Source organism: Serratia sp. PF-27, assembly GCF_030053255.1.
Classification (GTDB): Bacteria; Pseudomonadota; Gammaproteobacteria; order Enterobacterales; family Enterobacteriaceae; genus Serratia; species Serratia bockelmannii.
The window spans coordinates 422,601-446,097 of sequence record NZ_JASGBT010000015.1 but is presented as its reverse complement, the minus strand read 5'-3'; the positions used below and the strand labels follow the sequence as shown (position 1 = coordinate 446,097).

General features: G+C 57.1%; 21 protein-coding genes. 7 read left to right on the top strand and 14 right to left on the bottom strand.

Translation table 11 applies throughout. The features are described 5' to 3' along the window. Window positions 1–41 precede the first annotated feature (41 nt). Window positions 42–422, bottom strand: coding sequence for a VOC family protein (locus tag QMZ29_RS07025; protein ID WP_261424986.1), 381 nt, complete (start codon window positions 420–422; stop codon window positions 42–44). A 269-nt stretch (window positions 423–691) separates the two neighbouring features. Between QMZ29_RS07025 and QMZ29_RS07020 the strand changes: the two genes are divergently transcribed. Then, a complete protein-coding gene (locus tag QMZ29_RS07020; RefSeq protein WP_060433080.1) occupies window positions 692–1,222 on the top strand; it encodes a GrpB family protein in 531 nt (176 codons plus the stop codon). 182 nt (window positions 1,223–1,404) lie between these two features. Here QMZ29_RS07020 and QMZ29_RS07015 read toward each other — a convergent pair whose 3' ends face one another. The 3 genes from QMZ29_RS07015 to QMZ29_RS07005 all read right to left on the bottom strand — a co-directional run bounded on the left by QMZ29_RS07015 (window position 1,405) and on the right by QMZ29_RS07005 (window position 3,434). After that, window positions 1,405–1,785 (bottom strand): nuclear transport factor 2 family protein, encoded by a 381-nt coding sequence (locus tag QMZ29_RS07015; protein ID WP_141968818.1) that lies wholly within the window; start codon window positions 1,783–1,785, stop codon window positions 1,405–1,407. Between the two features lie 86 nt (window positions 1,786–1,871). Next, a complete protein-coding gene (locus tag QMZ29_RS07010; RefSeq protein WP_043137327.1) occupies window positions 1,872–2,384 on the bottom strand; it encodes a hypothetical protein in 513 nt (170 codons plus the stop codon). Window positions 2,385–2,423: 39 nt separating this feature from the next. Next, window positions 2,424–3,434 (bottom strand): LacI family DNA-binding transcriptional regulator, encoded by a 1,011-nt coding sequence (locus tag QMZ29_RS07005; protein ID WP_261424502.1) that lies wholly within the window; start codon window positions 3,432–3,434, stop codon window positions 2,424–2,426. 317 nt (window positions 3,435–3,751) lie between these two features. Between QMZ29_RS07005 and QMZ29_RS07000 the strand changes: the two genes are divergently transcribed. From QMZ29_RS07000 to QMZ29_RS06990, 3 genes are all read left to right on the top strand, one after another. Then, window positions 3,752–4,675 carry a substrate-binding domain-containing protein gene (locus tag QMZ29_RS07000; protein WP_197781518.1) on the top strand — a complete coding sequence of 308 codons (924 nt, stop codon included), beginning with the start codon at window positions 3,752–3,754 and terminating at the stop codon, window positions 4,673–4,675. Between the two features lie 67 nt (window positions 4,676–4,742). After that, complete coding sequence (locus QMZ29_RS06995; protein ID WP_060433078.1) at window positions 4,743–5,918, top strand: Gfo/Idh/MocA family protein; 1,176 nt, start codon at window positions 4,743–4,745, stop codon at window positions 5,916–5,918. A 10-nt stretch (window positions 5,919–5,928) separates the two neighbouring features. Beyond that, window positions 5,929–6,870, top strand: a complete 942-nt coding sequence (locus QMZ29_RS06990; protein ID WP_197769605.1) for a sugar phosphate isomerase/epimerase family protein — start codon at window positions 5,929–5,931, stop codon at window positions 6,868–6,870. Between the two features lie 52 nt (window positions 6,871–6,922). Here QMZ29_RS06990 and QMZ29_RS06985 read toward each other — a convergent pair whose 3' ends face one another. The 9 genes from QMZ29_RS06985 to QMZ29_RS06945 form a co-directional block, all read right to left on the bottom strand. After that, entirely contained in the window at window positions 6,923–8,020 is a 1,098-nt protein-coding gene (locus QMZ29_RS06985; protein WP_060433076.1) for a hypothetical protein, read from the bottom strand. Between the two features lie 57 nt (window positions 8,021–8,077). Beyond that, window positions 8,078–9,115, bottom strand: coding sequence for a Glu/Leu/Phe/Val dehydrogenase dimerization domain-containing protein (locus QMZ29_RS06980; RefSeq protein WP_060433075.1), 1,038 nt, complete (start codon window positions 9,113–9,115; stop codon window positions 8,078–8,080). 16 nt (window positions 9,116–9,131) lie between these two features. After that, complete coding sequence (locus tag QMZ29_RS06975; protein ID WP_060433074.1) at window positions 9,132–12,011, bottom strand: type I polyketide synthase; 2,880 nt, start codon at window positions 12,009–12,011, stop codon at window positions 9,132–9,134. A gap of 13 nt (window positions 12,012–12,024) precedes the next feature. Then, window positions 12,025–13,200, bottom strand: a complete 1,176-nt coding sequence (locus QMZ29_RS06970; protein ID WP_197769609.1) for an NAD(P)/FAD-dependent oxidoreductase — start codon at window positions 13,198–13,200, stop codon at window positions 12,025–12,027. Window positions 13,201–13,240: 40 nt separating this feature from the next. Continuing rightward, the gene (locus tag QMZ29_RS06965; protein ID WP_060433072.1) at window positions 13,241–13,798 is read right to left on the bottom strand and encodes an allene oxide cyclase barrel-like domain-containing protein; all 558 of its coding nucleotides are present in this window, start codon (window positions 13,796–13,798) and stop codon (window positions 13,241–13,243) included. Between the two features lie 22 nt (window positions 13,799–13,820). Further along, entirely contained in the window at window positions 13,821–14,849 is a 1,029-nt protein-coding gene (locus QMZ29_RS06960; protein ID WP_060433071.1) for a PLP-dependent cysteine synthase family protein, read from the bottom strand. 42 nt (window positions 14,850–14,891) lie between these two features. Beyond that, window positions 14,892–15,620 (bottom strand): thioesterase II family protein, encoded by a 729-nt coding sequence (locus QMZ29_RS06955; RefSeq protein WP_060433070.1) that lies wholly within the window; start codon window positions 15,618–15,620, stop codon window positions 14,892–14,894. Then, window positions 15,617–17,221 carry an AMP-binding protein gene (locus QMZ29_RS06950; RefSeq protein ID WP_060433069.1) on the bottom strand — a complete coding sequence of 535 codons (1,605 nt, stop codon included), beginning with the start codon at window positions 17,219–17,221 and terminating at the stop codon, window positions 15,617–15,619. The genes QMZ29_RS06955 and QMZ29_RS06950 overlap by 4 nt, the downstream gene beginning before the upstream one ends. Window positions 17,222–17,521: 300 nt before the next feature. Next, window positions 17,522–17,746, bottom strand: coding sequence for a hypothetical protein (locus QMZ29_RS06945; RefSeq protein ID WP_060433068.1), 225 nt, complete (start codon window positions 17,744–17,746; stop codon window positions 17,522–17,524). A 136-nt stretch (window positions 17,747–17,882) separates the two neighbouring features. Here QMZ29_RS06945 and QMZ29_RS06940 point away from each other — a divergent pair, with 136 nt between their 5' ends. After that, entirely contained in the window at window positions 17,883–20,024 is a 2,142-nt protein-coding gene (locus QMZ29_RS06940) for a TonB-dependent siderophore receptor (RefSeq protein ID WP_173888810.1), read from the top strand. 32 nt (window positions 20,025–20,056) lie between these two features. Beyond that, entirely contained in the window at window positions 20,057–21,163 is a 1,107-nt protein-coding gene (locus QMZ29_RS06935; RefSeq protein ID WP_282981282.1) for an ABC transporter substrate-binding protein, read from the top strand. A gap of 4 nt (window positions 21,164–21,167) precedes the next feature. Here QMZ29_RS06935 and QMZ29_RS06930 read toward each other — a convergent pair whose 3' ends face one another. Then, entirely contained in the window at window positions 21,168–21,827 is a 660-nt protein-coding gene (locus QMZ29_RS06930; protein WP_230201386.1) for a TetR/AcrR family transcriptional regulator, read from the bottom strand. A 117-nt stretch (window positions 21,828–21,944) separates the two neighbouring features. Here QMZ29_RS06930 and QMZ29_RS06925 point away from each other — a divergent pair, with 117 nt between their 5' ends. Beyond that, window positions 21,945–23,495, top strand: coding sequence for an MFS transporter (locus QMZ29_RS06925; protein WP_060433065.1), 1,551 nt, complete (start codon window positions 21,945–21,947; stop codon window positions 23,493–23,495). Window positions 23,496–23,497: the final 2 nt, after the last annotated feature.

Genomic DNA, 23,497 nt, shown 5'->3' with positions numbered 1-23,497 from the left:
TACATCAATTCGTGATTAATACGCTGTTTTAACTGGTAAAATCACAAGCTCATCGGTTTATGGCAAACCGCCTCGATATTGTGGCCATCCGGGGCGATCACAAACGCCGCATAGTAGTGGGCATGGTAATTGGGCCGTAAACCGGGCGCGCCATTGTCTATGCCGCCGGCATTTAGCGCGGCGTGATAGAACGCATCGACCTGTTCACGGCTGCTTGCGGCAAATGCCAGGTGCAGATGCGCCGGTTTTTCATCGGTCTGAAACAGGCATAATGACACATTACCCCGATCGGGGCACAGCTCAACGCCATAGTCGGGTTCACCTTCGGCAACGATCTTTACGCCCAGCGGCGCCAGCGCATTGAGGAAAAACGCTTTGCTGAGGGCAAAGTCGCTGACGCCAAATTTCACATGGTCAAACATGGGGAGGCTCCAGGAGCGTGGAAGAATATTCCCATTCAGTATAGCCAACGCCGTGGTGGGCGCCGAAAGCGATGCAAACGCACGCCGATGCGCATTTGGCATACAAATAGTGCCCGTTTAAGTGACGCGTTTGGGAGAAATCTGCAGTATCGTAGCCGCCAGGTTTTATCAGATTTCACGTAGCGCGATCAAAAAAGCAGGGGATTTCTGGCCAATATCGGCAGGTCGCCATTGGAAACCATGCCTGGTCATCATTATTGGAGTGGAAAATGTCAGCACGCATTATCACGATCGAAGCTTATGATCCGCAGTGGGTGGAACGTTATAAAGATGAAGCGCTGAAACTACGCGAGATATTGGCTGGCGTTTTAACGGCCATTCATCATATCGGCAGCACAGCAGTACCGGAACTGGCAGCCAAACCAACGATTGATATCTTGCTGGAGGTTGAAAGTCTGGCGGCGTTGGATGGCTTGAATGACGGGATGCGTAACATGGGATATACGCCGCGTGGCGAGAACGGCATTGCTGGCAGACGTTACTACATCAAGGGAAACGGCGATCGCACGCATCACGTACATGCATTTACTACAGGAAGTGAACAGGCGATCAGACATTTGGCGTTCAGAGATTATCTGCGCAAGCATCAGGGTGTTGCTCAGCAATATGCGGCAATCAAACGCCAGGCAGCAGAAGACAGCCGGCAAAACCCGGCGGCTTATGGCCGGTTGAAAAACGAATTTGTTCAGCGGCATGAGCAGCTGGCGCTGGCATGGCTGGCCGCAGGAGAAAGCCCATGATCAGGCCTGGACGGAAGAATCCACATATCACCACACAGGTGCACATAATGTATATTATGTTAAATAGAATCACTGGGTACGCACCGGGGTTATCCTGCCCGTCCTTTCTCACCTCACCTTCAAGGCTTATCAGGCTGACATCCTTTTTTATGTTTTAAGCCCATCTGTCAACCCATCTCAGTTTAGCCCTTAGTCGGCGTACCTTGATGAAAGCGCATCTGCCAACCCGCCTTTTCCGTCAGGAGCCAAATCGATGAGCGTTCGGTGCAACGAACGGCGCGGCCCTGCGCGTCACGCTGAAAACTTTTATACGTCAGCAACACGGCGCCTTCACTGATTTTCGCCAGCTTAAACCCTTCGGCGAAAATCGGCGGATAATCCGTTTCCATCTCCAGCGCCGCAACGGTTTGGCATTTGTCATAACGTAGGCCTGAACGACCAATCTCTTCAAAGTCTTCATGCAACAATGCCGCGACATGTTTCGGATCGCAGCGCGTTGTTGGCTGGTGCAGTTCAACCTCAAGCGCCTGAATTTGGCTAAGCCACTGTGCAAAATGGGTCAAAATGCCCTCCTTTTTTGATCGCGCTACGTGAAATCTGGCAAACTTCGGCAGTCAATCTACACCAGAATGACACTCGTGAAACCTGACTATTCCCAGGATTCCTTCTCATAGGGTTTTTGCCAGTTCTTTTCCGTGACGGGTACGAGTTCCCCGTTGAACGTATAGGTACAACAGCGGCATCTCACCGGCACATCTTCTGCGGTGAATGCCGGGTTCACTTTCTGCAGTATCCCGTGATCATCTATGCATAGTCCGCTGTAATAGCTCGACTCACCACAGCGGACATAGCTCTGCCAGTTTTTACGGTGCAGCGCCACCAGGTAAAAAATAGGCGCTTCTTTATCCAACCGACTTACCGCTTCGCTATGTACTTCATTCCAGGGTTGGCCCACTTTACTGAGCAGAAATTGAAATAGCGGCGTGTAATCCATGCCATGTTGTATCTGCCCATGCATACTTTCACGCAGTGGCAACTGCTCATCGTCTGCCTGTTTGCCATGGCGTTCCCAGCGGTACTTACCACCGCTGGCGATGGGCCCTCTGGATGTAACGCTTTCTCTTCTATAGAGTTTCTTCTTTACATCTCGATGTGCTCTCATCAAGCCTCAATAGTGACATTGTCACACAAAAAGAAATCCTTACGCCGGTTTCCCAGCCAAATGCGACCGCCGAACTCGCAACTCTCCATGCCGCCAGGCGCCGTCTGCCGTGGTGCGATTGTCGATCAGGCGATTCAAGGCCTCCTCGACTAACCGGTCAATGCGTTGGCTGTAGCTGGTCAGCGCCCAATTGGCTGAGCCGGCTTCGTCGATATCGTCGAAACCTACCACGGCCATGGCTGACGACGGTGCTACTTGCCTGAGCGCTTCGAGCGCCCCCAGTGCCAGCACGTCGTTCTCGCAGAACAGCGCTTCAACCCGCTCACTTTCCGGCGTTGCCTGCAGGTATTCACTCATCAGTTGGAAACCGCGCTGGCGATCGTAGTGGCCGGCGGTGAGCACCCGATCCAGCTGAAAACCGGCGGCCATCAGTTTGTCGCGGTAGCCTTCCATACGCAGCAAATGGCTGCTTTGCGTGTCTGGCCCCTTCATGTAGCCAAAGCGCCGATGCCCTTGTTCTATCAGCAACCCAGCGATCTCTTCGCCGGCGCGGTAGCCGTCGATGTTCACCACATCAATGTGTTCACTTTCCGTATTGCGGCACACCTGCACCAGCGGGATCTGATGCAGATCTTGCGCGATCGCCGCCCACTCTTGGGTTAACACCGTCGCCAGGAACAAAATGCCATCGACCTGCAGCTGATCGGCCATCGCCATCACCGCCCGGTAGTTTTCCCCCGCGGTGATGTTCAGCAGCAGCGCCATATAGCCGCGGGTTTGCAGCTGTTTGGTGACCATATCGAGCATCATCATCGAATGCGGGTTCTTCATTTCGTCGATGGCCACGCCGATGATGTGCGTGCGTTTTTGCGACAGGCTGCGCGCCAGCAGATTGGGTCGATAGCCCAGCTCGGCCGCCGCCGTCAGTACGCTTTCACGCGCGTTGTCTGAGATCGACGCGCCGGGCGTAAAGGCGCGCGATACCGTCCATTTAGAGACGCCGGCCTTTTCGGCGACATCGCTGGCGGTGGCTTTGTGGTGTTTCGTCATGGTTGCGTCGATCTCTGCTTCGGTGAAGTCACACTATACCCTGCTCGCTCAGATCCCCTAAGCGCCTGCCGGCATGCCTACTGCAATTATGTCCCGTTTTTGCACCCGATTGCAATTTGTTATGCAACCGGGTGCAAAAAGTAAAGAGTTTGTGATCGTCCGCGCTGTTTTCACCTTTCCCCAGTTGACCAAATTTTATCCATGGCCGACATTCACGGTGGCATTCAGAGACTCACGGCCGTTTTGCCTTCTGCTTTGCACCCGGTTGCAAATTCGCTGTTTGCCTACAACGCCTCTTTTCTCAACAGGATACCGTAATGAAAAAAACCAGACTGCTGTTGATGTTAGCCTGCTCGCTGTTTGTCGTGACCGCCCAGGCCAAGACCTACCAGGTCGGCGTGGCGCTGGCCAACTTCGATCTCAACTTCGTCTCCATCCTGCGCAGCCAAATGGCACGAGAACTGGCTGCGCAGCAGCTGCAAGGCCAGTTCGTCGATGCCAAGGGCGATGTTGCCCTGCAGGTGCAGCAGGTAGACGATCTGATTAATCAGGGCGTGGATGCCATTATCCTCAACCCGGTCGATACGCAAGGCGTCCAGCCGATGATAACGGCTGCCCAACGCGCCGCGATCCCCCTTATCTTCGTCAACCGCAAGCCCGAAGTGCCGCTTAGCGGCGCGACGGCCTACGTCGGCTCCGATTCGGCGCTCAGCGGCCGCCTGCAGATGGAGGCCCTGGCGAAAAAAATGAATTACCGCGGCAACGTGGCGATCCTGATGGGTGCCCTATCCAACGAAGAAACCCGCGAACGTACCCGTGCGGTAGAAGCGGTGATCGCCAAACACAAAGACCTGAAAGTGGTAGAGAAACAGACCGCCAAATGGCAGCGCAACGAAGCGGTCGACGTGGTTTCCGGCTGGTTGCTGAACGGCACGCCGATCGATGCGATCGCCGCCAACAACGATGAGATGGCCATCGGCGCGATCATGGCACTGAAGCAGGCCAAAAAGAATGGCGTGCTGGTTGCCGGTATCGATGGCACGCCCGACGGCCTGCAATTTATCAAAAACGGCGACCTGGCGGTGACCATTTTCCAGGATGCCAAAGCCCAGGCGATCGGCGCGGTGCAGGTGACCCGAGCGATGTTGGATCACGCCAAAACCGAGCCCTATAACTGGGTACCCTACGCCACCGTGACGCGAGAAACCTACCCGCAATTCGCGCAGATGAATCAGAAATAAGCCGTTGCCACTCTCTTTTTCAACCCACTTTGCACCCGAGTGCAAAACCACAGTATCAGGAGTCAGCATGTTAAATGGTGAAAGAAGCATCCCTCGCCCGCTGCGTTGGGCGATGATCGGCGGCGGCCGCCTCAGCCAGGTGGGCTACAAACACCGTTCCGGCGCACTGCGCGACAACACCGCCTATCGGCTGGTTGCCGGTGCCTTTGATATCGACGCGGCGCGCGGACGTGAGTTTGGCGTCAATCTCGGCGTACCCGCCGAACGCTGCTATGACAACTATCAACAGCTGCTGGAGCAAGAAGCTAACCGCGAAGATGGCGTTGAGGTGGTAACCATCGCCACTCCCAACGGCACCCACTATGAAATCACGCGCGCCGCGCTGAATGCCGGCCTGCATATCATCTGCGAAAAGCCGCTGTTCTTCACCACGGCGGAGGCGAGAGAAATCAAGGCGCTGGCGGCGGAGAAAGGCCTGATCGTCGGCGTAACCTACGGCTTCTCCGGCCATCCGTTGCTGATGCAGATGCGCGCCATGATCGCGAACGGCGACATCGGCGAAATACGCATGGTCGAATTGCAGTACACCCACGGCTTCAATGCCAACGAAAGCGCGGACACGTTCGAGGCACAAAAGTGGCGCGTCGATCCGAAAATCGCCGGCCCCTCTTTTGTGCTGGGCGACATCTCCACTCACACCTTCTACATCTCGCAGCTGGTGATGCCCGATATGAAGATTGCCTCCCTGCTGTGCGATCGCCAGAGCTTTATTCCTTCCCGCGCCCCGCTGGAAGACAACGCCATGGTGCTCATGCACTACGAAAACGGCGCCGTCGGCCGCATGTGGGCTTCTGCCATCAACGCCGGCGCGATGGACAGCCAAAGCATCCGCGTGGTGGGCTCACGCGCCAGCCTGCAATGGAGCGATTCCACGCCCGGCGAATTGCGCTATGAGATCCAGGGGCGGCCCAGCCAAACGCTGCACCACGGCATGCCCTATCTGGACGACAGCGCGCTGGCCGAAGAGCGGCTCGGCGCGCTGCATACCGAAGGGCTGGCCGAATCCTGGGCCAATATCTACCTCAAGTTCGCCATCGCGATCAGCGCCAGTCAGCGCGGCGATCGGCAGACGCTGGCCGCGCTGATCTATCCGGATATCGATGCCGGATTGGAAGGCGTGCGCTGGATTGAAAACTGCGTTCGCTCCGCCGACAACGGCGCCACCTGGGTCAATTACCAATAAGGAAAGCACCATGAAACTTTCGTTCTGTACCGACAGCCTTGGCCATTTACCCTTCGAGCCGATGCTGGATCGGCTGCTGGAGCTGGGGGTGCGCGGCGTGGAAATGACCACCGGCGGTTGGTCCCCGGCGCCCCATCTGGATGCCGACGATCTGCTGGCCAACCCCGCCAAACGCCGGCAGCTGCAGCAGGCGCTGGCCAGCCGCGGCATGGAGATCGCCGCGCTCAATGTCTCCGGCAATCCGCTCGATCCGGGCGAGCTGGGGCAGCGCCATCTGCGCCAAACCGACAATACGCTGGAGCTGGCCGGCCTGTTGGGGGTGAAGAAGATCGTCATGATGAGCGGCCTGCCGCCGGCCAGCCCGCATGACACCATCCCCAACTGGATCACCTATACCGTCAGTTGGCCGCCGACGGTGAAAAACTGTCTGGATTATCAATGGAATGAGGTGGCGATCCCCTATTGGCAGGCACTGGTCGCCCGAGCCAAAGCGTGCGGCGTTGAGCGCTTTGCGCTGGAAAACTTCAGCGCCATGCTTGTGTGGAACCCGGAAACGCTGTTCCGGCTGCGCGAGGCCGTTGGCCCGATGGTGGGCCTGAACCTCGATCCCAGCCATTTGATCTGGATGGGCGCGGATCCCATCGCGGTCGCTCGCGCCCTTGGCCCCGCCATTCACCATGTACACGGCAAAGACGTTCGCCTGGAACGCGGTGTCGTCGAAGTTAACGGACTGCTGGAAACCAAACCGATCGACAAGGTGGCCGGCCGCGCCTGGAACTATGTCGCCGTCGGCTGCGGCCGGGATCTGCAGTGGTGGAAGGAGTTCTTCTCGGTGGTGCGCATGATGGGCTACAACGACTGGGTGTCGCTGGAAATGGAAGACCTGACCATGTCGGTCGATGCCGGCATCGCCTCTTCCGTTCAGGCGCTGCAGCAGACGATCAGCCAATAACCCCCTGCGCGGCGGCTACGGCCGCTGCGCAGGCCAGTGCATCGCCAACAGCTTACAAACACCATACCGGCCGGGCGCCGACCGTAGCACTAGCGTGCCCCGCACCATGGCTCAGGCACAGCGTCCTCAGTCCGGCGGCGGCGCCGGAATACCAGGCACCGCCGCGCATCAGAATGCGTTCACCGTAATTACGCAGATAAACCTGATCGCCGTCCGCACACCGGTGATGAGGGACAATGCCAAGAATTTTCAACACATCCGGTAACGGTGCCCCGCTTGCCATGCGAATACGATCGAACGCATCGTCCATCAATCCAGGCGGATATCCGTTATCCTGCGGATCGCCGTTAAAATGCTGAATAGAGTCGGTAATAAGCGGCGCGCCGGCATTGCCTGTACGAATGGGTGCGACTGCATCGAATTTAGCCGTCCCTCCACTGCCGGGCAGCACCCATGCCCCTGTCGCCAGGTCGACCGCGCGCCAGCGTTCGTCTTCATCTTCGGTCATTGGCATCGCGGCGTCATTATCCGGCAAGAGCAGAATTTCCCCCGCGACCAATTTCAGCCCGTGCTGCCATTCCCACAAATTACCGCACAGATCGCCGATGCCGTACGGCGTACCGTCGTGATACCAGGCTCCCGGGCCGGATGCGGTAAAGGTTGTCGGATCGCCCTGTCCATCGCCCACGGCACCGCCGTCGCATCGTTTACCATACTGACGGCGATCGTGATGCGACCGGCCACTCTCGGTATTGCCCAACTCCGGCCATCCTTGATGGCGGCACCAGAACATCAGCGCGGCCCATTCCGCATTGGTGCCAATATGCCATCCGGCGCCGTTGCGCGCCACCGCCCGACGAAATGTGGCCAGATCGTGCCAGCTCGCCGGAGCCGTATCGGGTTGGCTGACCAGTTCTCCATCGACCAGAGTTCCCGGATAACAGCCATAAAAAAAGGCGTCTTTAAGTTGGCCGTTGACGATAAAGGCAGGATGAACCGCCTCTCCTAACCCTGATGTGACCTCTTGCAGCGTAAAGCGAGAGATCACATGCATATAACTGGGTTGACCACTTGCTGTATACAGCACGGTGCGGTGCCCCTGTGACTCGGTTTCCACTTTGCTCCGCAAAGCGTCTTTTACGATGATCATGAATTTATGCCCGTTAAACAGCTAAGGCCGGGAAAGCGCAGGCTTCCCGGCCCATTGTTACGCCACCATGGCGGCGGATTTGATCGGTTGCAACAATTGCCCGACATCGCAATTGAGCAGTTGAGCACGCTGCAGCAACTCCTCGGTCTTGGCGCCAATCACGGAATGCACATAGGCATTGACCTGTTCCTGATTCATTTGGTTATACCGGTCGGTGAACGCCATTTCGATGCTGTCGCAGATCACCGCGCCGGCATTACTGACATAGTCCGGCAGATAGTGGATGCCGCGCGCCAGCAGCCGCTGTTCTGCCTGCGGCGTACTGAACGGCGAATTGGCGCTGCTAATCACCCAACGCGTATTCAGTTGTTCAACGTTCTGCGCATTTAATATGTTGGACAAGGACGCGATGCAAAGCACCTCGCTGGATTGCGCCCAGAGTTCGTCTTCACTGACGCGGCGGACCCCAGGCGGGAACTGCGCCGCAGGATTGATGTCATACGCCGTCACTTCGCAACCGAACAGCAGGCTTTGTTTCGCCACTTCCGCCCCGACTTTACCCATGCCGTGAATAGCAATGCGGGCCCGCGGCAAATGATTGAGCCGCAGCGTCAACACCTTTTTCATCGAGCTCCAGACGCCGTAGCCCGTCGCCACCGACGTGTCGACTTGCGGGCTGTCCATGGCATTCAGGATCCATGGCGTAAACTGCCGCAAATAGTCCATCTCTCGATTGCCAGTATTGATATCGCATCCCGTAAACATGGTGCCGCCATAGCGATTGAGCAGGTCGCCGATCGCTTCAAGCACCGCCGGTTGTTCTTGGGGAGAACGCTTGCTGTTCACCACGATTTTGCCACCGCTGAAACCGGTATTGTACAATCCATGCTTCAGCGACATGCGCTGCGCCAGCATGATCGCCTCTTCTTCCTGCTGCTGGCGGGACGCATAGTTGCGCCAGCGGATCCCGCCATTGGCCGGCAGCAGCTTGATCTGCGACGAGTAAGCCAGAGTGAATGACGTGTCGTCATCGATTACGATCGTTTCTACCTGATATTGGTTGTGCGTATTCAGCAATTCATTGTTAACTGACATAATTTGCCATCCTGTTTTAATGGGATTCTTGCTCGAATGCTCCAGCCTGGTCTAACTGTTGTTTTATGCCCCACGGCGTTGGCCGCTTAAGGAAATCGGCCATGCCTACCGACCGGCCAAACTCTTGTTCCAACAAGGCCATCAGCCGCAATGCCATCAGCGATTGCCCGCCGGCGTCAAAAAAGTCGCAGTGGTTGGAGTCAGGGTTCACGCCGGTCACGTCGCCCCAAATGCGCCAGATGCGCGCCATCTGCGGATCGGGTTTATCCGCCGTCGTCGATGTTCGCCCTGCTTCCGGCCCCTGCATATCTCGCTCGCCCAACCACCATTGCGCCGGATCGAAGGGATACATTGGCAATGCAATGCGGGAAGGAGGCTGTTGCCACAGGCGGCGCCAGTTAACGTTGACGCTGGCACGCCAGATTTTTTGCAGCGCCTGGATCCACACGGCGGTTTCGCTCTGGGCTTCGTCGCGGCGCGGCAAGGTGCGCACCGCCGTTACGGTGCCGGCGGATTTTAGCTGCGCGACCAGCGCCGTGAGTGTCGATCCCGGCCCTACTTCGATGAAAAGCGTTTTTCCGCGCCGCGGTAGGTGTTGCAAGGCGCGGTGATAATCCACCGGTTCACGGGCATGGCGTGACCAATAGCGGGCATCGAGCGCCGCGGGAGCGACTTCGGTCGCCAGCAATGCGGAGACGTAGCGGACCTTTGACGTCGACTCACGCGGCGGCGGCGCAATGCTGGCCAGTTCATCAAGAATGGGATCCATCAACGCCGAGTGGAACGCGTGCGAAACGCTCAGCACCTTGCAACGTACTCCTCTGTCCCGCATCTGTCCTTCGCAGGCGCGAATCGCCGCCACCGGGCCAGAAAGCACGCAGCCGTTCTCACTGTTTTCCGCCGCCAGAGACAGCCGATCGCCAAGCCAGGGTTGGGCTTGCTGAGCGCTCAGTTCTACCGCCAGCATCGCACCAGGCTGCAGCCCGGCCATCAGATGCCCGCGCCGGGCGGCGAACACCAACGCGTCTTGCGCCGAGAACACACCGGCGGCCCAGGCGGCGGCAATCTCACCCAAACTGTGCCCCACGACCCAATCCGGCTCGACGCCGTAATGTTTCAACAGTTCGGCCACGGCGATCTCGACGGCGATCAGGGCCGGCTGCGTCAAGGCCGTGTTGTTAATTGTTTCGGGGGCCGCCTGGCCGGTAAACAACGGGGAGAGATCCAGTGCAGCCTGTGTTTGCAATATCTGCAGCTTGTCATTCATCAGCGTTTTGAATGTCGCATCCTGCGCCATCAGTTCGCTGGCCATACCGATAAACTGGCTTCCCTGCCCGGGAAATTGGAAAACCACCGACAAACGCCCTTTTCCCGTATCCACCATGCTTTCTTTCATGCTCAACACGCCCTGCTCGCCGATATGCAGAGTGCCGCGATAACGCAGCGACTTTCTTCCACTTTGTGCGCTCCAGGCCAGGCGTTCGTCGTTCTCGCCGCATGGCCGCTGTTGATAACGTTTGACCAAGCGATGCCAGGCCTGCTCCGATTGCGCACTGATCGGCACGACAGTCGCCAACGGCGCTATCGCCGCCCGCATTTGAGGCGTTTTCGGCGGCCTTGCCAGCACGACATGCGCATTGGTACCGCCGATGCCGAAGGCGCTAACGCCGATGGCGTTGCGTGGATCGTCGCGATCCCAACGTTGAGCGGAACAGAGAAACTCAAACGGGCTATCCGCCAACGCCATTTCCGGGTTCGGCGAGTCAAAGTTGATCTGCGGCGTGAGCCAACCGTGTTTGATTTGCAGCGCGGCCTTGATCAGTCCCGCCATGCCGGCGCAGGTTTCCAGGTGCCCGACGTTAGCCTTGACTGCACCGATGGCGCAGAAAGCCCGGTGCGTCGTCCGCTCGCGGAAAACGCCGTTCAGCGCCTCAAATTCGATGGGATCCCCGGCCAACGTTCCCGTGCCGTGCGCTTCGACGGCGCGAAAATCTTCCGGTGCCAGGCGGGCATCGTCCATAGCTTGGCGCAGCAGGCGTTGCTGGCCGTGCAAACTGGTGGTGGTAAAACTGACTTTGCGCGCGCCGTCATTGTTCATCGCTACGCCTTTGATCACCGCAATGATGTCGTCACCGGCCGCCTGTGCGTCAGACAGCCGTTTCAGCACGACAATGCCGACGCCGCTGCCGAACACCGTGCCGCTGGCATCTGCAGAAAACGGCCGACAGTGCCCATCGGTGGAAAACACCATGCCTTGCTGCGCGAAATATCCTTCATGTTGCGGGAGCCTGAGGGTACAAGCGCCGGCCATAGCCATATTGCAACGGCCACTGCGCAACGCGTGAACCGCTTCGTAAACCGCCACCAGCGAAGTGGCACAAGCAGCCTGTACATTACACACCGGCCCCCCGATGCCTAGGTGCCAGGCCACTCGGCTGGTGAGGTAATCTTTATCGCTCGCGATTTGCCGCTCGAACGGCGAAGGGTTGAGTTTGTCGAGCAACGCAGAGCCCTGTGCCTGACGTAAATAATCGGAACTGCTACAGCCGGCAAACAAGCCCGTATCGTCAAGCTCACCCGGCGTTACTCCGGCGTTTTCCAGAGCGTGCCAGGCGCACTCTAAAAAGAGCCGATGCTGGGGATCCATCAGCAGCGCTTCGCGCGCACTCAGGCCGAAGAATCCCGCGTCGAAGCGGGATATGTCGCCGGCTACCGGTGCGGCGACGGGAATATAGCCCGCGTCGGCCGAGTCAAGTTGCTCGTTGTCGACCCGAACCAGCGATTCGACGCCGTTGATCAAGTTATGCCACCAGCTTTCCACGTCCTCGGCGCCCGGGAAGCGGCAGGCCATGCCCACCAAGGCGATATCCCGGTCATTGCTGTTCACCTGCTGCATAGAGGTTCTCCGATTAGAAGCGCAATGCGCTGATGTCCCACCGAGGTTCTCGTTCCGCCAGCAGATCGGCGCAAATTTGCCCCATCAGAGGGGTAAACTTGAATGCCCATCCACCTGCCGACACCACCAGATGCTCGCCGCCGTGGCAGCGGCCCTTGGCGCTGTCGAGATAGAATTGACGCGCCGGATCGGTAGGCAACACCGCCAGGCAGCTCGCGGCGGAATGTTGTTTGTCCGGCTCGAGGAACGGCATATGCCGCCGGGCAAACTCCAGCGCTCGCTCAACGTGTTGCGGGTTGGCCCGATAGCTCGGCGCATTGGCTTCGGTGATCGGATCCACTTCAAAATCGGTCCCCAGTCGGTCAAATCCATTGACTGACCACGGATTGGGCGGGAAACCGTAAAACAGGTTACTGTCGCTCTCCACCGGCGGTTGGAAAGCAAACCAGAAGGGATCGTTGGCCCCCAGACGCTGACTGCGCAGCATGCTGATGCAAGCCATCTCATAGGTGGAAAGCGCAAGATCGATATCCAGCTGGCGCAGCAGCTTCTTGCTGCCCGGCCCGCCAGCGACCAGCACCTTACGGGCGCGATAGCGATGCTGCGCCGTCAGCACCGTTGCCCCCCGCGCATCCGGCTCCACGGCCTTCACGCATTGTTGGAACTGGAATTCCACGCCGGCCTCGCTAGCCAGAGTGTAAAGCGACGTCAGGGTACCTTTAACATCGATTACCCCGCCGTCTTGCTGCAAGAACCCTTCATAGTTGCTGTCCAGACCGGTAAAACCGTAGCGCCGTTCGATTTCGCGCATCGTCAGACGTTCATAGGGCAATCTCATCTCATCCATCGACAGCATGGTTTGACGGATCTGCCCCTCATTGGTCCAGACATCCGCATCGCCGAACCACAGGCTGCCAATGCGGTGGATCAGTTTTCTGTCCGCCTGTTGTTCCAACTGCCGCCATAATTTGTCGGCTTCCAGGGTAAGGCGGAATATTTCCAATTCCGAATATTGCAAACGCCAATGGCGTTCCTCCCCGCTGGTACCCGCTAATTGCGTAAATAGCGCATATTGCTCCAGCACCAAAATTTTATGATCCTGATGTTCACGCGCATAATTCCACGCGGCGGCCAGCCCTATGGGGCCAGCACCGATAATAATGACATCCCAGTGTACTGACGTGTGCATACCTATCCCTCGCAATGGATATTGTGTGTGTTTGGTAGAATTATTTTTTAATTAAGCTTTTAATCTGATCCAACGGCAACAGAACGATCAGCGTCAGATATTTTTCTCGCGGAATATCCTGATAAAGCTGACGAACGCCGATTTTCCCCATGACATCCCCGCTAACGCCGGCAGCGAACAGCGATTGCCATTGTCCTGCCCAAATGGCGCTGGAGTTCCAAATGCCGGCGGTTTCGATCCGTCCCAGCGGCGTTTCAGCGGTTTCGTGATACCAGGAAATCACGCTGTCGTCAGGCAGTGACGCGATTTTCCACCCCTGGCCCTTCATCGTGCCGATATCACGCCCTTGCTGATCCACCAGCAGGTCAGTGTGTGAATTGGCATCACCCACGTTAGGCGCATTGTTCGTTTTCGCTTTGAAGGTAATATTGGCCATTTCTATAACGGAAAGGATCGTGACATTTTTATAGCCGTCTTTCGATGCCAGAACACGTTCAATTTCCGCAGTGCTTTTGCCGGAACCGATTAATTCCCGAACATAATCGCCAAGCGTAATTAACTCAGACAATACATTATTATTGCCCTGTATAATTTCCATAAAATATTCCTTTGAGGTGTTGTTAAACCGATAAGGCTTCAGATTGTTTGAACCACTCACGCCCTTTTTCTCGGTCGATATCGGAACCCGCGTCGGCAAAAAGCGTGACAATGCGTTGATCTGCACTCAACGTTTCAGCCAGCTTACAGGCCGTTTTCCAGTTGGCGGCGGAGGAGGCACCGATTTTGACGCCGGTCAGTTGATGGAACTCATGCATCGCACTGAGTGCTTCCCGATAAGAAACCGGATTGAAAGGCGGTTCTTGCTGCATCAGCTTACTGATGAAAGGCTGGCGAAAACCAAATCCCAACCCGCCGGCACCGGCGAACTTCGGTTCTCCGTTCGGGGCGGACAACGTACCGTAAGGCAGTTCGCGCGGCGTGCTGCCCCACACGATCAGCTGTGGGTTATCCTGACGTAGCGCCGCCGCAACGCCAGACAGTGTGCCTCCAGTCCCTACCGCGGACACCCAACCATCGACACGCTCGCCGTTCAACTGCCGACGGATCTCCGCGCCCGTCGCATGCTGATGTACGGCGGTATTAACCAGGTTGAGATGCTGGGATAACAGCGTCCAACTCCCATCTTCATGCGCAATCTGCTGGCTGCGTGCAATGACGCCGAGCAGGAACTGATTGCGATCGACCAGGGTAACGACGGCGTTGTCCCCCTTCAGCGTGTCGATCAACGGTTGCGGGGATGAATCCGGGATCACCACCTGCACCGCTATCCCGCACATGTTGCCGAGCTTAGCCAGCGCTTTCGCCATATTGCCCCCCGAGGAATCGAGCAATTTCAATTCGCCGGCGGCGAAATCGTGTTGATTGATGGCATCGCAAAACAGGCCGAATGCGGTGCGATCCTTCACCGAGCCAAACGGATTTTCAAACTCAAACTTGGCGTAAATCGACGCCTTCCCCTTTGGCGAGGGCACTTCAACCAGCGGGGTGTTACCTAACGCCGCATAGAATTTTTTCAACTGGGGGAACAGAGTAAAGGCTTTCTCCGTATCCGGTGCGCAATCCTGTGGGTTAAACAGCTCAAAATTCATCAGAGGTTCCTTTAAAGCCATAGGTTGACAAATAAGCCAGCGTTACTGAAGCAGCCGGCGGAGAAATGCAGCGGTATCCTGCATGAAATAAAAGTGATCGCCCGTAAGGAGTTGAACCTGGCTGCCAGGGAGTTCTTTTTTCCACTGCGACAGCGCGGAGCGGCTAACCAACGGGTCGTCGTCGCCGCCCCAAATGCGCGGCTGCAGGCCGGGCAACGGTTCTGCGCTGAGTTCGCCCAGCAGCCGTAGGTCTTGCTGTATCAATCGGGTGACAAGCGGGCGAGTGAGCGCATCCAGCGTCAACGCGCCGCTGCTTTCACTGAATGCCAGGATGTGGTCCAACACTTTTTGTCGCTGGCTTTCCTGCTGGAGTAATTTCAGTTCTGACGGCGCGCGCTGGGCCGACAAAACGGTGTCGATGCGAAAGCGCGACGTTTGCAGCGCCGCGGCAACCTGCAGGGCAAGCAGCGTGCCCATGCTGTGACCGAAAATCACCGCCGGTGCGATGCCCAGCGAGGCATGCAGCGCATCGACGCAGCGCGCAATGGCGTACTGAGCCGTTTCCCAGGCCGGCGCGCTTTGCGCTTCTTCCCGGCCGGGATATTGCATGATGAACAGATCCACCTCGTCCGGCAGCAGCTCTCGCCAGTGCTGGTAGAACGCAACGCCGCCGCCGGCATGCGGAAAGACCACCAATTGTTTGGTGACCGGCGAACTGCGCGGGCGGCTGAGTCTCACCGCGCAGCCGAGAGAAGTGCGCAATTGCGTCATGAGTTCAACCCCGCCGTGTTTCTGACGGACTGCTCCTGGCGCAGCATATCGCGCAGCGTCAGGCGATCTATCTTGCCGATGCCTTTCATGGGGATGGCGTCGATGACGATCAATTTTTCCGGTGCCTTGAACGCCGCCAGCCCTTCTTTCTCAAAGAAACGGCGCAATGCGCTGAGGGTTAGCGTGTCATCCGTACTGGTGACAAACAGACACGGCACCTCACCGTACAGATCGTCCGCCATGCCCACGCAAGCGGCTCGCACCACGGCAGGATGTTGTTCTGCCAGTTCTTCTATCTCGTTCGGACTGAATTTTTCTCCCCCGCGGTTAATCGAATCGTTGACGCGCCCATCGATGAAAATATTGCCTGCGGCATCGACATGCGCCAGATCGCCGGTGCGGTAAAAACCGTCAGCGGTAAATGCGGCAAGATTCGCCTGGGGATTTTGGTAGTATTCGGTGAGCGTATAAGGGCCGCGGGTGATCAGTTCACCTGATTTACCCACGGGCAAAGAACAGCCATTTTCATCGACGATCAGCACTTCATCATAGGGACTCAAAGGCCGACCCTGAGAGCTGAACCGCACCGCATCGTCATCGTCAACCGCGTTAAAACACAGTAGCCCTTCGCTCATGCCATAACATTGCTGCAGGGTAATGCCGAGACTGCGGGACGAGGAGGCCGCCAGCTCTGGCGTCACTCTGGCCCCTCCCACCTGGACATGCCACAACGTTGCCAGGTTGCGCGGCGTTTTTTGCTGCAGTTCGCTCCATTGCGACAGCAGCGCAGGCACCAGCGTGGTATGCGTCACGCCGCATCGCTCGATCGCGTCCAACGCCGTTTCCGCCGAGGGCGCATCGGCGAGCGCCACAGCGCCGCCGCGAGAAAGCGTACCCAGTATGCCGGGGCAATTGATGACGAATCCATGTGAAACCGGCATCGCAGCGAAATAGACCGACTGGCTGTCCAGAGCAAACACGTCACAGCCGCATTCGATCATATAACTGTAACCGCCATTCTTGCGGGCGATCGCCTTGGGCAAACCGGTGGTGCCGCTCGAAAGCAACATGACGGCGGTATCCGACGGCGTCATGGTGACGGCGTGAAGTGGCGGCGAAGGCACCAGGGGTGAACAGAACTGTTGTAAGTTCAGGTAGCGAGTATCGTGCCCGGCGTCGTCGTAATCTTCGACCAGTATCACATCGATATTGAGACCTTCCGTCAACAGCGTCTGCAGAGCGGCAAGTGGGTTATAGCGACGGGAACCGCGCTGCAAGGCAAATACTTTCGGCGCGGTCAGATGCAGAATGTGCCTTAGCTCTTTTTCACGATAAGAAGGTAATATCGGCACCGGGATCGCACCGAGCATCAACGAAGAGAGCATGACGACAACCGCTTCACGGGTATTGCGCAATTGATACGCGATCCGATCGCCTTTTTGCACGCCTAATTGGCGCAACTTCAAGGCGGCTGAAGCGACCGCACCGTTCAGCCAGTCGTAACTGTAAATCTCCCCGCGTTCAAAAAGCGCCGGGCGCTGTCCATGTTGTTGAAGGGCCTTTAATAAACGTTGATTGATTGAATCCCCAACACTAACCATAGCGACTCCATAATGAGTTAACTCACTGTTTGACTGTTATCTTTCTCAATCACAATTCGTTAAACAAACAGCTTTCGGCACCTCGGTCAGGCGGCGCCGTTACTTCTGTATTGGCTCACAATGAAAAGCAAAATGGACTCAAAAACACTTCATTTTCTGGTCGCCATCAAACACCACGACCGACCGTCAGTCAATTACTTTGGGGTTAATTATTTGTATATCTTATGTTTCATGCGGGCCATTTTGCCGTAAATTTGTTTTTAAACATAAGGTTATAAACAATGTTTTTTTCATAGTTGCTTATAACATTTCAGAAATAAGCTGATCTAATGAATAGTCTTGTCCTCCCCACAGCGAGGGCGCATCGACGCGGCGGGCCTTCAACAGAGCCTGCAACGCCACGGTTTCCGCCGAACTGAGCGCTAAATCCTGGCGCAGTTGCCAGCTGCCATCCGCCGCTTGCAGTACGTCTTCAGGTACGCCCACCTCCGCTAACAGCGCCAATAAATCATCCAGAGTCTTCATAATGTTATCCAATCGTTAAATGGTATTGATAATTATTCATATTGACCGTCAGTCGGTCAATGGGTATTTTAACGCTTGCCTGAGATGGCCAGGCTCCCGCCCCACAGCGAGACTCTTACTTGAAGAGGGATTATTTTTGAATAAATTCAACGAATTTCATTTGCGGCACGCTTATCTTTGCCCGTTTTTTTTGGGCATGGTGCCTTGCCTGACTCTGGCGGCAGGCGAAGAGTCGATATGGGTGGTAGCTGACGGTTCGTCCTCGGGCAACGTTCCACAGGGCTACGCGGCCCAACAAGCGGAGGTGGCAACCAAAACCCGTTCGCCGCTTGTCGACGTGCCGCAATTCGTCTCGGTGGTTAATCGACAGCAAATGGACGTGCAATCAGCCGATACGGTCAGTCAGGCGCTGCGCTACAGCGCCGGCGTTGCCGTAGAACGCTTCGGTGCATTTTCCAGCGGCGTGGACTTCGCCAGAATGCGCGGCTTTGAGGCGGACTACTATCTGGATGGTTTACGCGTCATCGGCAATACCGGCATTTGGGGGCCACAGATTGAAACCTGGGGGTTGCAAAGCGTCGAAGTCTTGCATGGCCCCTCCTCCTCGTTATACGGCCAGGGCGGTGCCGGAGGCGTAATCAATATGATTTCCCGGCGGCCTTCCGCTACCGAGTCGAATCAGCTTAAATTGGATGTCGGCAACGACCGTACGCGTTCCCTCAGTCTCGATGCCACCGGCGCACTGACCGATGACGAACAGTGGTTGTATCGTTTCGATGGCCTGGCAGCCACGCGCGGCTCGCAGATAGAAGATACCCGGCAGAAGCGTCTCTATCTGGCCCCCGCCATCACCTGGCAGCCCAACGAACGCACGCGCTGGACCGTGCTGACTCACTATTTGCGTGAACCCGAGTCGGGCTATTACAACACCTTGCCCGCCCAGGTTCTGGGGCTGTTGCCCAACGCGCGCGGCAAGATAGATACCGATAAAAATTACAGCGATCCGGCGCACGAGAACTCAAGCCGCACGCAATATGATGTGACCTCACTGTTTGAAGTGCAGTTGAACGATCGCTGGCGATTAAAGCAAAACCTACGCTATTCCCATGTAGACTCTGCGGTGCAACGCGATTTTACCCGCGCCATCACGCCGGACAACCGCCTTTTGACGGCGGTCTACCAAGATTCCCCGAGTCAGGCGGACAGCATCGTGATGGATAACCAGGCCGAGGTGAAATTCGCTACCGGCGCCATCGCCCACCAAGGGTTGGTCGGCATCGACTACCAGACCGGTAAACTGGATAAAGACTGGTGGGGATCGCAAACCGTGACGTTCGATCCTTGGTCCGGTCAATACCGCCCTTCATTCGATCCTGTTCCGGTTTCACGCACGTCGACAACGCAACGTTTTCACCGCACCGGTTTATACGGGCAGGACGAAGCCAGCTGGCGCGGATGGCATTTGCTGTTGGGCGGCCGTCATGACTGGTCGCGTATGCGTACCAGTGACAATCTGGTCCATACCCAAACGCAAACCAATGACGCCGCCTGGAGCTATCGTGCCGGATTGAGCCACCCGTTCGACAGCGGCCTGGCGCCGTGGGCCAGCGTCTCTACCGCCTTCGATCCGCTGACCGGCACCGACGCTCAGGGCTCACCGTTCAAACCCACCCATTCCACTCAGTATGAGATGGGATTGAAACTGCAGCCGCCCGGCAGCGCAATGATGACCAGCCTGGCGGTCTACCAACTAACGCAGCGCGATGTGAACACCATCGATCCCCTCAATCCCAGCTATTACACCCAGACTGGTGAAGTACGTTCTCGCGGCGTGGAGCTGGAATCGCGTGCGGCGCTGACCGATAGCCTTAACCTGATGCTGTCCTATGCCTGGGTCAACAACGTCGTGACTCAAGCCAACGATAACACCCTGGGGCGACATCCGGTCGGTGTTCCGGCGCAAACCGGCTCAATGTGGCTGGACTATCGCTTTACTAAAGGGCCGCTGCAGGGGCTGCTGATCGGCGGCGGCGCTCGCTACCTGGGGGCCAGCTGGGGAGATGGCGCCAACACCTTTAAAGTGCCTGCCGTTTGGCTCGGCGATATGACCGTTCGCTATACGCCGGGTGCCTGGGACCCGCGCCTGTATAACCTCGAATTGGGGTTGACCATCAACAACCTGACCAACAAATCTTATGTCGCCAGTTGCACCAGTGCGCCTTACTGCAGCATCGGCATCGAACGCAGCGTCACCGGTTCGATAAGTTGGTATTTCTGATGCGCAGACGGCGTTTTCTGCAGGTCGCCACTTTGCTGACGCTTTCCTCGCCGTTGCGATCTCTGCGCGCGCAGGCCGATACGCAGACCGTGACCGATATCGTCGGGCGAACGGTGACCTTACGTTATCCCCTGCGGCGTATTTTCCTGGCGGAAGGCAATCTGTTTTATACCGTTGCGGCGCTTAATCCCCGCGCGCCGATGGAAAGACTGGTGGGCTGGCGAGACAATTTTCGCACCGCCGACCTGGATAGCTATCGGCTGTATCTGCGTCATTTTCCAGAGTTGGCGCAGTTGCCGACATTCGCCGGGGTGCAGCAGATGCAATTCGATCTGGAAAGGTTGATCGCCTTGCGGCCCGAAGTCATGTTGCTCAATGCGAATACTCGCTCGGCGCTGGAAGCGAGCGGTTTGATGGCTAAGCTCACGGCGGCCAATATCCCCGTGGTATTTGTCGATATGAGCATCGGCCTGATGAACAACAGCGCCAGAAGCATCGCCATCATGGGACAGCTGTTTGATAATCCGCAAAGCGCAGACAGCTTGGTTCGCTTCCGTCAGCGACATCTCGATACGATCCTCGATACGCTGGCAAAACGGTCTCCGCCGCGCCCACGCGTAATGATGGAGCGCGCCGCCGGGTTGTACGACGATTGTTGTCTGTCTTGGGGAAATGGCAACTACGGTGAAATGGTGAATATCGCAGGCGGATTCAACTTGGCCCAGAGGCATATCCACGGCGTTTACGGTTCACTGAGCCAGGAAACGGTGATCGCTTCCCGGCCCGATAAAATCGTTGTGACCGGCAGCAACTGGAGTCATTATTCACCTAGCGGTGACTGGGTCAACCTTGGCCCCGGCGCAGATTTGGCGCTGGCAAAAACGCGCCTGGAAAAATTGATGCGACGCCCGGCTTATCGCACCCTGGCCGCGGCAAAGAGCGGAAAAGCGTATGCCATCTGGCACCCGTTTTACGATCATCCCTTTAATTTCGTCGCTATCGAGCGGCTGGCCACCTGGTTTCATCCGTCGCTGTTCGCCGGCGTCGATCCCGAAGCGACATTTGCGGAGCTTTTCGCGCGTTTTCTTCCCATTCCGTATCAGCCCGGTTACTGGGTATCGCTCGATGCGGAGCCGTGAACGATCAGCGACACCCCAGCAAACGCATGAACTCCTGCGCCAGCGCCGCCCCCAGTCCTTGACGATCGGCGTTGGGATTGACCATGACGTCATCCACGGCGCCGTGCATGCCGTGATACATCAGGATGGCGGTCAAGTGCGGATTATCCAGACTCCAGGCGCCCGCCGCGGCGCCATCGTTTAAAATCGTCAGGATCTGTTCCAGCACGGCATCACGATCCTGATTGCCCCGGGTATGATAATGATGATCGTGATACAGCGCATCGTGCAATTCCATACCTTCAAAATAGGTCGCCACGCCGGCATCACACCAGGCTCTTAGGCGCGCCAACCAGTCATCTTGTGCACATTCATCGATAGCCAGCTGAATTTTCTCGATAAAGTGATTAGTGAACCGTATACGTAAAGCGGACAACATTTCGTTTTTGGACGGAAAATAGTGGTAGAACGTCCCTTTGGCGACGTTGGCGTCACGGACAATATCGCTGATGGTGGTCGCTTCAAATCCTTTTTCGATAAACAGCTTCTGTGCCGCATCCATCAATTCATCCAGGCGCACTTCTGCCGGTTTGGTTCGAGGCTGTGTTTCTTTCATCTTTTCTTTTGTCTTCATATCAACGTCCAGTGTGGATCCAGCGGCCATCGTAACCAATGTTGTTGCCATTGACCAGCCGACCTAGCGCAGTGAAATCAATATTCACACTCAATTGACCGACGGTCAGTCATAATATAATGTGAGAATAGTTTTCACTATCACCCTCTCTCAATAAGGAGCCCCTCTATGTCCGGTATGCGCAGGATTTCGCTCGTTGCCGCCATCTGTCTGGGTACATTTATGGCGTCGCTCGATATCAGCATCGTCAATGTGGCACTGCCCACGATGCTGGAATCACTGCAAACCGACATGTCGGGCTTGCAGTGGGTCGTTGACGCTTATGCCCTATGTCTCTCCGCGTTAATCCTTTCGTCCGGCCCGCTGGGCGACAGGTTTGGCCGTAAACGCATTTGGCTCTTCGGCGTCGCCCTGTTTACCGTTGGTTCGATCGTTTGCGCATTCGCGACCAGCCTCGGCATGCTGCTGACCGGTCGAGTGATCCAGGGTATCGCCGGTGCAGCCGTCATCCCGGGTGCGCTGTCCCTGCTGACACACGCGTTTCCGGAAGAACAGCTGCGGACCCGCGCGATCGGCATTTGGTCCTCGGTTAATGCGCTTTCGTTGGTGATCGGCCCGGTTTTGGGCGGCCTGCTGGTACACACCACTGGTTGGCCGGGCATTTTCTGGATCAACATTCCGGTCGGGATCGTCGCGCTGGTATTGGGCGGTTGGGGATTGAGAGAGAGCTCGCATCCGGAACACGCTGCGCTCGATCCGCTAGGGCAAGGGCTGAGCATCTTGTGGCTCGGCGCGCTGACCTATGGGCTGATTGCCGCCGGTGAGTTCGGCTGGCACAGCTTGCAGTCGCGCCTTCCGCTGTACGCCGCCCTGGTGCTGTTTGCGCTGTTTCTCTGGGTGGAAACCCGGGTCAAACGCCCCTTGCTGCAACTGAGTCTATTTCGTCACGCCGACTTTACCGGCTACAACTTCGCCTCTTTCGTGCTTGGATTCTCCGCTTACAGCAGCGTCTTCTTCGTCTCGTTATTTCTGCAACAGGCTCAGGGTTGGAGCCCCGCGGACACCGGTTGGCGCATGGCACCGGAGTTTCTCGCCATGGCGCTGGCCGCTTCGGGTTTTGGCCGCCTGTCCGCCAAACTGAGTGTGAACTCGCTGATGATCGCCGGCTATGGTCTGATGGGCATTGCCCTGCTGTTGCTGACGCAGCTGCACGCCGACTCGTCTTACCCCCTGGTGGCGCTGTATTTGGCGCTACTCGGCTTCGGCATGGGGTTGTCGATGCCGGCGACCAGCGCGCTGGTGATGCGCACCGTCGCGCCGCAACGATCTGGGATGGCATCGGCAACGATGAACGCGCTGCGACAAACCGGCATGACGCTGGGCATCGCGCTGCTGGGCACATTGATGAGCATGCAAGCGGTCACGACTTTAACAGCGGCGTTGCACACGCAGGGGGTGGAACAGGCTGCCGAAATCGCCCGGGTAGCGGTGATAGAGCAACAGCAGACGGCCGTGGACGCGGTGGGCGCGAATCGCCTGCAAGATCTGACGCACAGCGCCTTCGCCGACGGTTTCGGGATCGCTATGTTTTGGGCCGGATTGCTCAGCATCGCGATGACCGTATGGCTGCTGATCATGCTGCATCCGCGTTTCCGTCTGCATTCACAGGCTGAAAACGCCCTGCTGAGCAAGTCCGCTGAACGACTGAACGAGGAATAAAC

What these genes read in the sequence shown, in the direction of transcription:
- QMZ29_RS07005 (WP_261424502.1), bottom strand. Translation starts at nt 3,434, where the DNA reads ATGACGAAACACCACAAAGCCACCGCCAGCGATGTCGCCGAAAAGGCC.
- QMZ29_RS06925 (WP_060433065.1), top strand. Translation starts at nt 21,945, where the DNA reads ATGTCCGGTATGCGCAGGATTTCGCTCGTTGCCGCCATCTGTCTGGGT.
- QMZ29_RS06960 (WP_060433071.1), bottom strand. Translation starts at nt 14,849, where the DNA reads ATGAATTTTGAGCTGTTTAACCCACAGGATTGCGCACCGGATACGGAG.
- QMZ29_RS06955 (WP_060433070.1), bottom strand. Translation starts at nt 15,620, where the DNA reads ATGACGCAATTGCGCACTTCTCTCGGCTGCGCGGTGAGACTCAGCCGC.
- QMZ29_RS07020 (WP_060433080.1), top strand. Translation starts at nt 692, where the DNA reads ATGTCAGCACGCATTATCACGATCGAAGCTTATGATCCGCAGTGGGTG.
- QMZ29_RS06985 (WP_060433076.1), bottom strand. Translation starts at nt 8,020, where the DNA reads ATGATCATCGTAAAAGACGCTTTGCGGAGCAAAGTGGAAACCGAGTCA.
- QMZ29_RS06990 (WP_197769605.1), top strand. Translation starts at nt 5,929, where the DNA reads ATGAAACTTTCGTTCTGTACCGACAGCCTTGGCCATTTACCCTTCGAG.
- QMZ29_RS06970 (WP_197769609.1), bottom strand. Translation starts at nt 13,200, where the DNA reads ATGCACACGTCAGTACACTGGGATGTCATTATTATCGGTGCTGGCCCC.
- QMZ29_RS07025 (WP_261424986.1), bottom strand. Translation starts at nt 422, where the DNA reads ATGTTTGACCATGTGAAATTTGGCGTCAGCGACTTTGCCCTCAGCAAA.
- QMZ29_RS06980 (WP_060433075.1), bottom strand. Translation starts at nt 9,115, where the DNA reads ATGTCAGTTAACAATGAATTGCTGAATACGCACAACCAATATCAGGTA.
- QMZ29_RS07000 (WP_197781518.1), top strand. Translation starts at nt 3,752, where the DNA reads ATGAAAAAAACCAGACTGCTGTTGATGTTAGCCTGCTCGCTGTTTGTC.
- QMZ29_RS06995 (WP_060433078.1), top strand. Translation starts at nt 4,743, where the DNA reads ATGTTAAATGGTGAAAGAAGCATCCCTCGCCCGCTGCGTTGGGCGATG.
- QMZ29_RS06930 (WP_230201386.1), bottom strand. Translation starts at nt 21,827, where the DNA reads ATGGCAACAACATTGGTTACGATGGCCGCTGGATCCACACTGGACGTT.
- QMZ29_RS06975 (WP_060433074.1), bottom strand. Translation starts at nt 12,011, where the DNA reads ATGCAGCAGGTGAACAGCAATGACCGGGATATCGCCTTGGTGGGCATG.
- QMZ29_RS06950 (WP_060433069.1), bottom strand. Translation starts at nt 17,221, where the DNA reads ATGGTTAGTGTTGGGGATTCAATCAATCAACGTTTATTAAAGGCCCTT.
- QMZ29_RS07010 (WP_043137327.1), bottom strand. Translation starts at nt 2,384, where the DNA reads ATGAGAGCACATCGAGATGTAAAGAAGAAACTCTATAGAAGAGAAAGC.
- QMZ29_RS06965 (WP_060433072.1), bottom strand. Translation starts at nt 13,798, where the DNA reads ATGGAAATTATACAGGGCAATAATAATGTATTGTCTGAGTTAATTACG.
- QMZ29_RS06945 (WP_060433068.1), bottom strand. Translation starts at nt 17,746, where the DNA reads ATGAAGACTCTGGATGATTTATTGGCGCTGTTAGCGGAGGTGGGCGTA.